Origin of the sequence: Micromonospora sp. NPDC050397, assembly GCF_044901685.1 — a bacterium.
Taxonomy (GTDB): domain Bacteria; phylum Actinomycetota; class Actinomycetes; order Mycobacteriales; family Micromonosporaceae; genus Micromonospora_G.
The window spans coordinates 137,690-150,370 of the sequence record NZ_JBJDPS010000010.1 but is presented as its reverse complement, the minus strand read 5'-3'; the positions used below and the strand labels follow the sequence as shown (position 1 = coordinate 150,370).

Genomic DNA, 12,681 nt, shown 5'->3' with positions numbered 1-12,681 from the left:
CGAGATGCCGTGCGGTCAGGAAAATTCGGTCGTCGCTCCGGGCGGCGGTGAGAGTGGCGTCACATTGAGCCCCGGCTCGGGGTGGAACAGCCGCATCCGGGCGGTCCGTCCGTCGCGCAGGGTGTGCAGCCAGACCGCGGACGGCGGGCAGTGCTCCGGGTCGTCCGGCGGGCTGATCAGGTCGGTCTCCCAGATCAGCACGTTTCCGCTGGCGGTGACGTTGGTGAGGCGTTGCCGTACGCCGGCCGTCAGGTCCCGGTTCATGCCCCAGACCGCGAGGCCCGGACCTCCGCCGAGCTGCCCGTCGGGGAGGATGAACTGGGCGTCGGGAAGCCAGGTCTCGCGGACGAAGTCGGACCACTCGCCCCGCTGGGCCGTCGCCAGCCCCTGCTCCGCCTCCGCCCGGCGGGCGGCGGAGAGCGCGGCGGCGTCGTCGTGCGCCAGCTCCGCCGTCTCCCGCAGCGCCTCGGTCAGCTTGCTCCTGGCCTGGCTCAGCCGGCTCCGTACGGTGCCGACCGGGATGCCGCAGAGGGCGGCGATCTGCTCGTACGAGGTCACGCCGCTGAAATAGCGGAGCAGGGTGACCAACCGCACCGGCTCGGACAACTCGCCCAGGGCGTGCCACACCCAGTCCCGCATCGACCGGCGGTCGAGCAGTTCGTCCGGGGTCGGGTCGGCCGAGGGCAGGGAGAGAGCCTCCAGGTCGGCCATCGGCACCGTACGGGAGGCGCGCAGGCGCATCCGGGCGTTGTTGCGTACGATCGCGCGCAGCCACGGGCCGGCGGCGTCCGGGTCGCGCAGGTCGTCGATCCGGCTCAGCGCGGTCAGCACCGCGTCCTGGACCACGTCCTCGGTGTCGGGGCCGTGGCCGAGCAGGCTCAGCGCCACCGCCCGCATCCCGGCCTCGTGCCGGGAGACCAGCACGCCCAGGGCGGTCGGGTCGCCGGACCGGGCGGCCAACACCAGCTCGGAATCGGGCACCATGGTCGAAACCACACCTCGCTCCTCTAGTCGGACAGCATTTCCCCGGGCGGGATGCGGGAGCGGTACGGGAAGTTCGACGATGCGGGAAAATTCACCGTGAGTGATTGTGCGCGGCTCCAAGGCTACTCCTGGTAGCGCAAAATCCGTGATCGCGGGCCGGGTCCAGCGCCGGTACGATCCAGGTGATCTTGACGGGACGGGTGGAGGGCGGTGCTCATGACCGAGGCAGGTAGCCGGCTGGCGCGGATGACCCGACAGGTGCAGGCGGAGGCGCGGGTGCCCGCGCTCTCGGTGGCGCTGCACCGCGCCGACCGCCCGCTCTGGTCACTCGCCGTCGGCGGCACCGGGAACGACAACCCGCTCGGACCGCGGACCCGGTTCCGGATCGGCTCGGTCACCAAGACCTTCACCGCCGTACTCGTGTTGCAGGCCCGCGACGAGGGCCTGCTCGACCTGGACGACCCGATCGGCGCGCACCTCGACCTGCCGGCGCACGGCGAGTTGCCCGTACGCCGGCTTCTCTCGCACACCTCCGGGCTGCAACGCGAGCCGTACGGCGACGTCTGGGACACCCTGCGCCCGCCCGGCGTCGACGACCTCCTGACCGAACTGGGCCGGGCCGAGCGGGTGCTGCCGCCGGCCCGCCGTTACCACTACTCCAACCTCGGCTTCGCCCTGCTCGGCCAGGCGGTCGCCCGGCTGCGCGGCGGCACCTGGGCCGAGGTGCTCGCCGACCGGGTGCTGGGACCGCTCGGGCTGACCGCGACCGGCTCCGTCCCGGGGCCGGAGGCCGCGACCGGTTTCCTGGTCGACGCCTACTCCGACCACGCCCGTCCGGAGCCAGCCACCGACTTCGCGGCGGTCGGGCCGGCCGCGCAGCTCTGGAGCAGCGCGCCGGACATGGCCCGCTGGGCCGCCTTCCTGGCCGACCCGGCGACGGTCGACCCGGCCGGCGCGGTCCTGCGGCCGGGGACCCTGGACGAGATGCGGTGGCCGCTCACGGTCACCGACGAGACCCTCTGGGGCGTCGGCTTCGGACTCGGACTGATCCTGGTGCCGCAGCCCGACCCGCTGACCGGCGACGCCCGTCGGGTGGTGCACGTGGGGCACGACGGTGCCATGCCCGGGTTCCTCGCCGCCGTCTACGGCCGCCGGGGCGGCCCGGGTACGCCGGGCGCCTTCGGCGCGGCCGTGCTCGCCTCCTCCGGCAGCGCCAGCGCGATCCTCGACCTGCCGCACCGGCTGCTCGAAGCCTCGGTCGCCGACGACCCGGCCGACATCGTCGCCTGGTCGCCCGCCGGACCGGCGCCGGAGCGCTACCGGGGCCTGCTCGGCCGCTGGTGGGGCGAGGGCTACGAGTACGTCTTCGGCTGGCACGACGGCGCGCTCCGGGCCCGGGGGGCGGACGCCCCGGCGGGTCGGCCGCCGGCGGTCTTCGAGCCGCTGCCCGACCAGCCGGACGTGTTCCGTACGGTCTCCGGTCGGGAGGTCGGCGAGCTGCTCCGGCTGACCCGGGACGAGCGGGGCGTGGTGGTCCGGATGCACTGGGCGACGTACCGGTTCACCCGCACCCAGGAGACCTTCGACGGCTTCGACTTCCGGGGGTAAGGAAATGGACGGCGCCCTCGCGGCGTTGAGCGGATACGATGGGAAAGTCGTCCGTACGCTGCGCCACCAGGGCGTGGCCATGAGATCGAGAGCAGGTGGCGTGGGGCCCGCCGGGCCCGACCTATGACCGCTACCCCACCTCCCGGGCAGGCCCGGGTGCAGACCAGGATCACCGTCCCCGACTCGCAGATCATGGTTAACCTGCTCGGGCCGGGAGACGAGGTTCTCCGCCTGGTCGAGCGCTCGATCAACAGCGACGTACACGTCCGGGGCAACGAGATCACGATCACCGGCGCCCCGGCCGACAACGCGCTCGCCGAGCGGCTCTTCACCGAGCTGCTGGAGCTGATCGACAAGGGTGAGACGCTGACCGTCGACGCCGTCCGGCGTACGGTGGGCATGCTCGAACAGGGCAGCACCGAGCGCCCCGCAGAGGTCCTGACGCTCAACATCCTCTCCCGGCGCGGACGCACGATCCGCCCGAAGACCCTCGGCCAGAAGCGGTACGTCGACTCGATCGACGGGCACACCATCGTCTTCGGCATCGGCCCGGCCGGCACCGGCAAGACCTACCTGGCGATGGCAAAGGCCGTCCAGGCGCTCCAGGCCAAACAGGTCAACCGGATCATCCTGACCCGGCCGGCGGTCGAGGCGGGGGAGCGGCTCGGCTTCCTGCCCGGGACCCTCTACGAGAAGATCGACCCCTATCTGCGCCCGCTCTACGACGCGCTGCACGACATGCTCGACCCGGAGTCGATCCCGAAGCTGATGCAGGCCGGGACGATCGAGGTCGCGCCGCTGGCGTACATGCGGGGGCGTACCCTCAACGACGCCTTCATCATCCTGGACGAGGCGCAGAACACCACGCCTGAGCAGATGAAGATGTTCCTCACCCGGCTCGGCTTCGGCTCACGGATCGTGGTGACCGGTGACATCACCCAGGTGGACCTGCCCGGCGGGACCACCAGCGGCCTGCGGGTGGTCCGCGACATCCTGGAGGGCGTGGAGGACGTGCACTTCGCCCAGCTCGCCAGCTCGGACGTGGTCCGCCACCGCCTGGTCAGCGAGATCGTCGACGCCTACGCCAGGTGGGACGCCGAGCGGGAGGCGCAGCAGGGCCAGGGCGTGCACGCCGTACCCGGCCGTACCGCGCACGGTGGCCGCGCCAGCCGGCGCCGCTAGAGCACCAGTAAAAGAGAGCAGCAGGGGAAACAGTTGTCCATCGAGATCGCCAACGAGTCGGGCGCCGAGGTCGATACCGACGCGGTGCTCGCCGTCGCCCGTTACGCCCTGGACGAGATGGGGGTCAACCCCCTCGCCGAGCTGTCGGTGCTGCTCGTCGACATCGAGTACATGGCCGAGCTGAACCACCGTTGGATGGGTGGGGACGGCCCGACCGACGTACTCGCATTCCCGATGGACGAGGGCAGTGTCGACCACGGCCCGGGTGAGGTCAGCGGCGGTGAGCCGGCGCTGCTCGGCGACATCGTGCTCTGCCCCGAGGTGGCGGCCAAGCAGGCGGCCACCGCCGGACACTCCGCCGCGGACGAGCTGCACCTGCTCACCGTGCACGGGGTGCTGCACCTGCTCGGTTACGACCACGCGGAGCCGGAGGAGGAGCGGGAGATGTTCGCGCTACAGGCCAAGCTCCTCGCCGGTTGGCGAGCAGCGCGGGCCCAGTGATGCCCGGCCACTTAGCCGCCGCCGGTGTCACCGCCGCCGGCCTTCCCGACCTGCAACTGCTCTTCTTCGGTGCCGCCCTGGTGGTGCTCGCCGGGCTGTTCGCGATGACCGAGGCGGCGCTCGCCGCCGTCTCGCCGGCCCGTGCCGGCGAACTGGCCCGCGACGGTGCCCGGGGCGCCCGTACGCTCCAGATCGTCGCCTCCGACGCGGTCCGGCACCTCAACCTCCTGCTGTTGCTGCGGCTGCTCTGCGAGCTGACCGCGACCACCCTGGTCGCCCTGGTCGCGGTGGACACCTTCGGCGCCGGCTGGCGGGCGGCGCTGGTCACCGCCGGCGCGATGACCGTGGTCAGCTTCGTGGTGGTCGGCGTCGCGCCGCGTACGCTCGGCCGGCAGCACGCCTACGCGGTGGGTCGGGCGAGCGCGCCGCTGGTCCGCTGGCTGGGCCGGGCGCTGAACCCGCTCGCCTCGCTGCTGATCCTGATCGGCAACGCGGTCACCCCCGGTCGCGGTTTCCGGGAGGGGCCGTTCGCCACCCAGGTCGAGCTGCGTGAGCTGGTCGACCTGGCCGAGCAGCGGGGCGTGGTCGAGCACGGCGAGCGTCAGATGATCCACTCGGTCTTCGCGCTCGGCGACACGATCGCCCGCGAGGTGATGGTGCCGCGGACCGAGATGGTGTGGATCGAGGCGCACAAGAAGCCGTCCCAGGCGCTGCTGCTCTTCCTCCGCTCCGGCTTCTCCCGGATCCCGGTGATCGGGGAGAGCGTGGACGACGTGCTCGGCGTGCTCTACCTCAAGGACCTGATCCGGCGGACCCAGGGTGGCGACCCGGCCACCGACGAGCTGGCGGTCTCCGAGCTGATGCGCGAGGCGACCTTCGTACCGGAGTCGAAGCCGGTGGACGACCTGCTCTCGGAGATGCAGGCGGCCCGCAGCCACCTGGTGATCGTGGTCGACGAGTACGGTGGCACCGGTGGACTGGTCACCATCGAGGACATCCTCGAGGAGATCGTCGGTGAGATAACCGACGAGTACGACGTCGAGCGCCCGCCGGTGGAACGCCTCGACGACGGCGACGTACGGGTGACCGCCCGGCTGCCGGTCGAGGATCTCGGCGAGATCTTCGACGTGGAGCTTCCCGCCGACGAGGTGGAGACGGTCGGCGGCCTGCTCGCCCAGGCACTGGGTCGGGTGCCGATCCCGGGCGCCGCCGCCGAGCTGGGCGGTCTCCGGCTGATCGCCGAGGGCACCACCGGGCGCCGCAACCGGATCGACTCGGTGCTGGTCAGCCGGGTCGCCATCGGCACCAAGGGCGACGGGGCGGGCCGGTCCGCGAGCGGCGAGCCGGTCCCGGAGACCGACGACCGCAAGAAGACCGACGACCGCAAGAAGTCCGACCCGCGCCGCAAGTCCGACAGCCAGAAGCAAGAGCGATCCGAGGAGAGGCAACCCGCTGATGCCTGAGTCGTCCGCCGTATCCGCCCCCGCAGTGGCCGGGCCGATCGGCTCGGCCGCCGAGTTGAGCGCCGAGGACACCAAACTGGTCGTCCTGGCCCGGGGCGCCCGCGCCCGGATCGGCGCGGTGGAGGGGGCGGCGGTCCGGGACCAGGACGGCCGGACGTACGCGGCGGCCACCGTCGCCCTGCCCTCGCTGACCGTCACCGCGTTGCAACTCGCGGTCGCCTCGGCGGCGGCTGCCGGCGCCAGTCGGCTGGAGGCGGCAGCGGTGGTCACCGAGGCGTCCACCCTGGACGGGGCCGGGCACGCCGCCGTACGCGACCTCTCCGCCGAGGCGCCGATCCACCTGGCCGCCCCGGACGGCTCGCTGCTCGGCACGGTGGTCGAATGAGCAACCGGACCTCGTCCCCACGGGGCCTGCGGGCGGGCGCTCCGGAGACGGACCCGTACCGGGCCGGGTTCGCCTGCTTCGTCGGGCGGCCCAACGCGGGCAAGTCGACCCTGACCAACGCGATCGTCGGGCAGAAGATCGCCATCACCTCCAGCAAGCCGCAGACCACCCGGCACGTGATCCGGGCCGTACTGCACCGGCCGGAGGCCCAACTCGTGCTGGTCGACACCCCCGGGCTGCACCGTCCCCGTACGCTGCTCGGCGAGCGCCTGAACGACCTGGTCCGCTCCACCTGGAGCGAGGTCGACGTGATCGGCCTCTGCGTGCCGGCGAACGAGCCGGTCGGCCGGGGGGACAGGTTCATCACCGGTGAGCTGGCCGAGCTGAAGGCCAAGGTGGTCGCCGTGGTGACCAAGACCGACCTGGTCGACAAGAAGCGGTTGGCCGAGCAGTTGCTCGCGGTCAACGAGCTGGGCGAGTTCGCCGCCGTGGTGCCGGTCAGCGCGGTTTCCGGGCACCAGGTCGACACGCTGGTCGACGTGATGACCGGCTACCTGCCGCCGTCGCCGCAGCTCTATCCCGACGACATGCTCACCGACGAGCCCGAGCAGGTGCTGGTCGCCGAGCTGATCCGGGAGGCGGCGCTGGAGGGGGTGCGGGACGAGCTGCCGCACTCGATCGCGGTGGTGGTCGAGGAGATGATCCCGGAGGACCAGCTCATCCGGATCTACGCCGACGTGTACGTGGAGCGGCCCAGCCAGAAGGCGATCGTGATCGGCCACCAGGCCAGCCGGCTGAAGGACGTCGGCACCCGGGCCCGGCAGCAGATCGAGGAACTGCTCGGCAGCCGGGTCTACCTCGACCTGCACGTACGGGTCGCGAAGGACTGGCAACGGGACCCGAGGCAGTTGCGCAAGCTCGGCTTCTGAGTCGGGTGGGAGCGGAGCACTCCACTACCTCATCGTTGTTTCGTTCGGGGATAGCCCGAACCTATGGGATTGTTCACCTATAGGTCACCCACTGCATCGTTCGTTCGGTGGACCGGCAGGGTAGGTATACGTACGACCCCTGTTGCCCCGGTTTAGATGCAGGCTGATGCGAAACAGATACGTGGATCTGCTCCGTTTCCTGGCAATCATCCGAGTTGTCGTCTACCACACCACCGGCTGGGCGTTCCTGACCATCGCGTTCCCGGCGATGTCGGTGATGTTCGCGCTCGCCGGATCGCTGATGGCCGCCTCCCTGGACCGTTCCGGCACCGGAGCGGTCGGACGGCGGCTGCGTCGCCTGCTCCCGTCACTCTGGCTGCTCGCCGTCTTCTTCGTGCCGGCGATGCTGCTCACCGGGCTGCCCGTGAGTTGGCGGCTGCTGTTCTGGATCGCGCCGGTGGCCGACCCGCCGAGCAACGGTTGGGGCGCGCTGGCGTTGAGCGCGATCTGGTACCTGCGCGACTACCTCTGGTTCGTACTCGCCTCGCCGATCGCGCTCTGGCTGTTCCGGCGTTACCCGCTACCCACCCTGGCCGCGCCGTACGTGCTGCTGGTCGTGGTGGAGTTCGGCTTCCCGACCGCCCCCATCGTGGTACGCGACTTCGGGCTCTACTTCGGAGCGTGGCTGATCGGCTTCGCCCACCACGACGGAATGCTCCGGCGCGCGTCCCGACGCGTACTCGTCCCGGTCGCCGGCACGCTCGCGGCGCTCGGCGCGGCCTGGGTCCTCACCCATCCCGGGCCGCGCGGCTTCGACCTGAACGACATCCGGCTCGGCAACGCCCTCTGGTCGGCCGGTTTCACCCTGCTGCTGCTCGGACTCGCCCCGGCCGGTGCCGCCTGGGTCGACCGGAACGAGATCTTCGGCCGGATCGTGACGGTGCTCAACCGGCGGGCGCTGACCATCTACCTCTGGCACATGCCGATCGTGATCGGCCTGACCGCGTTGATGGTCCGGGCCGGTTGGCGTACCGGCGATCTTGCCGGCACGACGCTGCGGCTCCTGGTGGTCGCCGCCCTGGTCGCGCTCGCCACCGGCCTCTTCGGCTGGATGGAGGACCTCGCCGCGCGCCGCCCGACGGCCCTGCTCCCCGGCGGTCCGGTCGAGCCGCGTTCGCCGGCCCGCCCGCACATCCCGACCCAACGCGCCCGGCCCCCGGCGGGCCGGGCGCCGGACGAGGTCAGCGCGGGACGACCGGGCGCGAGCTGATCCGGATGTCACCGCTACCGGTCTCCAGGTCGAGCCGGTGTACGGCGGCCGGGTCGGTCCGCACGCCCGACTCCGCCCGCCCGGAGGAGGATTGCATCCGTAGCTGGTACGACCCCTCGGGCACGGTCAGTTCGATCGTGCCGCTCGACGCGCGCGCGTTCACCGAACCGGGCGCCACCAGCAGCAGGGTGATGTCACCGGAGCCGGTGGTGGCGTCGACCCGACCCCCGAGGCCGTCCCCGTGAACCGAGCCCGAGCCGGTACGCAGGGTGCTGGTCGACTCGACCCGGTTCAGCTCGATGTCGCCGGACCCGGTCTGCGCCCGTACCGTGCCGGTGGCGCCGGTCAGCGTGATGTCGCCGGAACCCACCTTCACGTCGACGTCGGCCAGGTTCGACAGGGTGAAGTCGCCGGAGCCGTTCTCCCCGCTGATCGAGACCCCGGTGGGGGCGACGATCTCGTACGAGACGTTGCACATCGACCCGCAGTCGGTGTCGATGCGCAGCTCGGTCCCGTCGAGCTGGTACGTGTCACCGGGCTGGCCGCCCCGGTAACGCACCACCCGCTTGATCCGTACGGTGTCGACCGTCGCCGTCGACACCGTGACGTCACCGGCCCCGGGTGACACCACGATCTTGGTGATCCTGGTCTGCTCGGTCCGGTCGAAGTCGAGTCGCCGCTGCCCGAGACTGACGCCGTCGCAGCCGGCCAGGAGGCCCAGCGTGAGCGTGCCCGCCGTGACGGCGGTGACGATCCGGAACGTGGTCATGCCCATCACGTTAGAAGCGGACCGCTCGGTGGACATCAGGGACGGGGCACGCATCCGTCCCGGAGAAGAACCCTGAGACCGCCTCAGGGTCGGGTACGGGGAGAATGGGCGGATGGCCGGCTACCGCAGACAGCTCTACCGCGACGACGCGGTGGTGCTGCGCGTACAGAAGCTCGGCGAGTCCGACCGGATCATCACCCTGCTGACCCGGCGGCACGGCCGGCTGCGGGCGGTGGCCCGGGGCGTACGCCGGACCACGTCCCGGTTCGGCGCCCGGCTGGAGCCCTTCGGCCACGTCGACCTCCAGCTCGCCGGCGACCCGGAGGGCAACCTCGGCAGCTCCCTGCACACGGTCAGTCAGGTCGAGGGGATAGACCTGTACGGCCGCCGCTTCCTCGAGGACTACCCCCGCTACACCACCGCCAGCGCGATCGCCGAAACCGCCGAACGGCTCACCCCGGTGGAGCGCGAGCCGTCGCTGCGGCTGTTCCAGCTCACCCTGGGCGCGCTCCGCGCGCTCGCCGAGGGGAGTCACGCCAGCAGCCTGGTGCTCGACGCGTACCTGCTGCGGGGGATGGCGCTGGCCGGCTGGGCGCCGGCCCTGGTCGCCTGCGCGGTCTGCGGCACACCCGGACAACACCGGGCGTTCTCCGTACCGGCGGGGGGTTGTGTCTGCCCGGACTGCCGGCCACCCGGCGCGGCCCATCCGGCGCCGGCCACCATCGACCTGATGTCCGCGCTCAGCTCCGGGGACTGGCGGGTGGCGGACGCGGCCGAGATCGGCCACCGACGGGAGTGCAGCGGCCTGGTCGCGGCTCACCTGCAGTGGCATCTGGAACGCGCGCTACGCTCGCTGCCGTTGGTTGATCGAGACGATCGACCCGACCGTGGCGAGCCGACCCACCAGACCGACCCGGTCAGGACATCGGGGTACGGGTCGGAACAAGGGGGAAGAGCACAGTGATCCGTTCCATGTCCCGCGCGGCCCGTCGGCCCGCCGTCGAGCCGACGCCGCACCCGTCCGGGGCCCGCCCACCGGCCCTGCCCGCGGACGCCCTGCCCAAGCACGTCGCGGTGGTCATGGACGGTAACGGACGATGGGCCAAGGAGCGCGGCCTGCCCCGCACGAAGGGGCACGAGGCCGGCGAGTTCTCGCTCTTCGACACCATCGAGGGCGCGATCGAGATGGGCATTCCCTACCTCTCCGCGTACGCCTTCTCCACCGAGAACTGGCGGCGCTCGCCGGACGAGGTGCGCTTCCTGATGGGCTTCAACCGGGACGTGATCCGGCGCCGCCGGGAGCAGTTGGTCGACCTCGGTGTCCGGGTGGTCTGGTCGGGCCGGGCCGGACGGCTCTGGAAGAGCGTGATCTCCGAGTTGCAGACCGCCGAGGAGATGTCCCGGGGCAACACCAAGCTCACCCTCCAGTTCTGCGTCAACTACGGTGGCCAGGCCGAGATCGCCGACGCGGCCGCCGCCATCGCCCGGGACGTGGCCGCCGGCAAGGTCGACCCGGCGAAGGTCAACGAGAAGATGGTGGCGCGCTACCTCTACCACCCCGAGGTGCCCGAGGTCGACCTCTTCCTGCGTCCCTCCGGCGAGCAGCGGACCTCGAACTTCCTGCTCTGGCAGAGCGCGTACGCCGAGCTGATCTACCTTGACGTGCTCTGGCCCGACTTCGACCGCCGGCACCTCTGGTACGCCTGCGAGCTGTACGCGCAGCGGGACCGCCGGTTCGGCGGCGCCCTGCCGAACCCGGTCGCGCCCGTCTGACCCGAACCGGTCGCGCCCGTCCGACCCGGCCCCGTGCCGCCCGGACGGCGAGCGGACCCGGTCGGATCAGCGGGTGGGGGCGTTGGCGAGGATCTGGACCACCGGGGCGACGTCGGCGAGGTTGGTGAGGACGATGTGCGCCCCGGCGGCGGCGAGGTCGGCGGCGGAGGTGCCCCCGGTGGCGACGCCGACGGCAGTCACGCCGTTGGCGAGCGCTCCGGCCACGTCGTGCACGGTGTCGCCGATGACCAGGATGTCGGCGGGCGCGAAGGCGTGGCCGTACTTGGCTTCGGCGCGCTCGCGGCACCGGCGGACGAGGGCGGCGCGTACGGTGTCGTGCCGCCCGTAGCCGCCGATCTCCAGGTCCAGACCGGCACCGAGCCCCAGGGCGGCCAGCTTGTCCGTCGCGACCGTGGCGATGTTGCCGGTGACCAGGGTCTGGACGACGTGTGCGTGGCCCACCAGCCCGGCCAGCACCCCGGCGACGCCGGGTAGGACCAGCCCCTGCTCGGTGATCAGGTGCCGGCGGGCGGTGAGCGCGGCGGCGTACCGGACGAAGAACTCTTCCAGGTACGGCTCGTAGTCGGCGACCCCGTGCGTGGTGAACGCCTCGGCGGCCAGATCCAGGTCGGTCCGCCCCGCCGAGTGCGGCATCCGTTGCCAGGCCACCCCGGTCAGGCCGGTGAACGCCTCGGCGTATGCGAGTTTGGCCACCCCGCCGGTATGTACCAGGGTTCCGTCGATGTCCCACATCAACAGCCGGGGAGCCGGTGTCGGCGCCGCGCCGGTCCGCCCGGTGCCGGCCGGGTCGGGCGTGTCCCGGTCGGCGGCGGGAAGGGCGCTCACCCCTCGCCCAGCCGGGCCTCGATGTGCGCGACCTTCGCCGTCATCGCGTCGGTGACCCCGGCCCGGATGTCCGCCTTCAGCACCAGGCTCACCCGGGGTGCCTGCTCGGCGAGCACGTCGACGGCGCGTTTCACCACCGCCATCACCTCGTCCCACTCGCCCTCGACCAGGGTGAACATGGCGTTGGTCTGGTTGGGCAGGCCGGACTCCCGGACCACCCGTACGGCCTCGGCCACGGCGTCACCCACGGACTCCCCGCCACCGAGCGGACTCACCGAAAACGCGATCAGCATGCCGTCGATCGTCGCACCGCCGGCCGAGCGGAACCAGGGCGACCGAGCCGGGCGAGATAAATCAGATGCGTACGACGCGGCGTGGGTCTAACGTGTGGTCCATGCGCTACTGACGCCTTCGTGCACCGTGCCGGCCCACCGCCTTCCGCCGTGGGCCCCGTGCCCGGGCGACCGCGCTTCCCGCGCCGGCCCCGCCACCCGTTCCGCCGGACGACCGGCGTGAGCCCCGGTGGTGACCGTGCGGCAACAGGTCAGCTCCAGCCGTTCGGCAGGTCGACCGCCTGGTCGACCCGGCCGTGGCGGAACTCCGGGCACTCTTCTCACCGTCCGACCGCCCCCGCGCGGGGCGAGATCTCCCAGAGGAGGCCCAAGTGCCTGGTAAGCGGAACAAGCGACCCGATCAGCGACCGAAGGTCGACAGCACGTTCGCCGTACCGGCGCGTCCGCCGAAGGTGGACCTGACCCGGCTCTCCGACGCGGTCGAGGTGCCGACGCCGGCCGGTCCGGTCCCACCGGTGACGGTCAGCCCGGTCGCGGTGACGGCGCCGAAGGCCGGTCCGCCGGTCCGGGGCAGCCGTACCGGTGGCGTCGGCCGGGGCCAGGGCAACCGCTCGGCCCGCCAGTACGCCTTCCGTCGCAGTTAGGTCCGACGACAAAGCGGCGCGCCCAGCCGGGCCG

Annotated in this window: 14 protein-coding genes; 10 read left to right on the top strand and 4 right to left on the bottom strand. The window is 71.9% G+C overall.

Features of this window, described 5'->3' with window-relative positions; translation table 11 throughout:
* Window positions 1–15 precede the first annotated feature (15 nt).
* Entirely contained in the window at window positions 16–996 is a 981-nt protein-coding gene (locus ACI2K4_RS26940) for an RNA polymerase sigma factor (RefSeq protein ID WP_404515289.1), read from the bottom strand.
* A 204-nt stretch (window positions 997–1,200) separates the two neighbouring features.
* Here ACI2K4_RS26940 and ACI2K4_RS26935 point away from each other — a divergent pair, with 204 nt between their 5' ends.
* The 7 genes from ACI2K4_RS26935 to ACI2K4_RS26905 all read left to right on the top strand — a co-directional run bounded on the left by ACI2K4_RS26935 (window position 1,201) and on the right by ACI2K4_RS26905 (window position 8,322).
* Entirely contained in the window at window positions 1,201–2,592 is a 1,392-nt protein-coding gene (locus tag ACI2K4_RS26935) for a serine hydrolase domain-containing protein (RefSeq protein ID WP_404515287.1), read from the top strand.
* A 123-nt stretch (window positions 2,593–2,715) separates the two neighbouring features.
* Entirely contained in the window at window positions 2,716–3,774 is a 1,059-nt protein-coding gene (locus ACI2K4_RS26930) for a PhoH family protein (RefSeq protein WP_404515285.1), read from the top strand.
* A gap of 33 nt (window positions 3,775–3,807) precedes the next feature.
* Complete coding sequence (ybeY, locus tag ACI2K4_RS26925) at window positions 3,808–4,275, top strand: rRNA maturation RNase YbeY (RefSeq protein WP_404515283.1); 468 nt, start codon at window positions 3,808–3,810, stop codon at window positions 4,273–4,275.
* Entirely contained in the window at window positions 4,275–5,738 is a 1,464-nt protein-coding gene (locus tag ACI2K4_RS26920) for a hemolysin family protein (RefSeq protein ID WP_404515281.1), read from the top strand. The genes ybeY and ACI2K4_RS26920 overlap by 1 nt, the downstream gene beginning before the upstream one ends.
* A complete protein-coding gene (locus ACI2K4_RS26915) occupies window positions 5,731–6,123 on the top strand; it encodes a cytidine deaminase (RefSeq protein ID WP_404515279.1) in 393 nt (130 codons plus the stop codon). The genes ACI2K4_RS26920 and ACI2K4_RS26915 overlap by 8 nt, the downstream gene beginning before the upstream one ends.
* Window positions 6,120–7,052 carry a GTPase Era gene (gene era, locus ACI2K4_RS26910; protein ID WP_404515277.1) on the top strand — a complete coding sequence of 311 codons (933 nt, stop codon included), beginning with the start codon at window positions 6,120–6,122 and terminating at the stop codon, window positions 7,050–7,052. Before ACI2K4_RS26915 ends, era begins: the two co-directional genes overlap by 4 nt.
* Before the next feature lie 166 nt (window positions 7,053–7,218).
* Window positions 7,219–8,322, top strand: a complete 1,104-nt coding sequence (locus ACI2K4_RS26905) for an acyltransferase (RefSeq protein WP_404515276.1) — start codon at window positions 7,219–7,221, stop codon at window positions 8,320–8,322.
* Here the strand turns inward: ACI2K4_RS26905 and ACI2K4_RS26900 are convergent.
* Window positions 8,294–9,091: a DUF4097 family beta strand repeat-containing protein gene (locus ACI2K4_RS26900; protein ID WP_404515274.1), complete on the bottom strand. Its 798-nt coding sequence runs from the start codon at window positions 9,089–9,091 to the stop codon at window positions 8,294–8,296. The two genes, ACI2K4_RS26905 and ACI2K4_RS26900, sit on opposite strands and share 29 nt — an antisense overlap.
* A 112-nt stretch (window positions 9,092–9,203) precedes the next feature.
* Here ACI2K4_RS26900 and recO point away from each other — a divergent pair, with 112 nt between their 5' ends.
* Complete coding sequence (gene recO / locus ACI2K4_RS26895) at window positions 9,204–10,055, top strand: DNA repair protein RecO (RefSeq protein ID WP_404515272.1); 852 nt, start codon at window positions 9,204–9,206, stop codon at window positions 10,053–10,055.
* A gap of 8 nt (window positions 10,056–10,063) precedes the next feature.
* Entirely contained in the window at window positions 10,064–10,864 is an 801-nt protein-coding gene (locus ACI2K4_RS26890) for an isoprenyl transferase (protein WP_404515397.1), read from the top strand.
* A 66-nt stretch (window positions 10,865–10,930) separates the two neighbouring features.
* Here ACI2K4_RS26890 and ACI2K4_RS26885 read toward each other — a convergent pair whose 3' ends face one another.
* Window positions 10,931–11,710, bottom strand: a complete 780-nt coding sequence (locus ACI2K4_RS26885; protein ID WP_404515270.1) for an HAD family hydrolase — start codon at window positions 11,708–11,710, stop codon at window positions 10,931–10,933.
* The gene (locus ACI2K4_RS26880) at window positions 11,707–12,003 is read right to left on the bottom strand and encodes an MTH1187 family thiamine-binding protein (protein WP_404515268.1); all 297 of its coding nucleotides are present in this window, start codon (window positions 12,001–12,003) and stop codon (window positions 11,707–11,709) included. The genes ACI2K4_RS26885 and ACI2K4_RS26880 overlap by 4 nt, the downstream gene beginning before the upstream one ends.
* Before the next feature lie 371 nt (window positions 12,004–12,374).
* Between ACI2K4_RS26880 and ACI2K4_RS26875 the strand changes: the two genes are divergently transcribed.
* Window positions 12,375–12,647, top strand: coding sequence for a hypothetical protein (locus tag ACI2K4_RS26875; protein WP_404515266.1), 273 nt, complete (start codon window positions 12,375–12,377; stop codon window positions 12,645–12,647).
* Window positions 12,648–12,681: the final 34 nt, after the last annotated feature.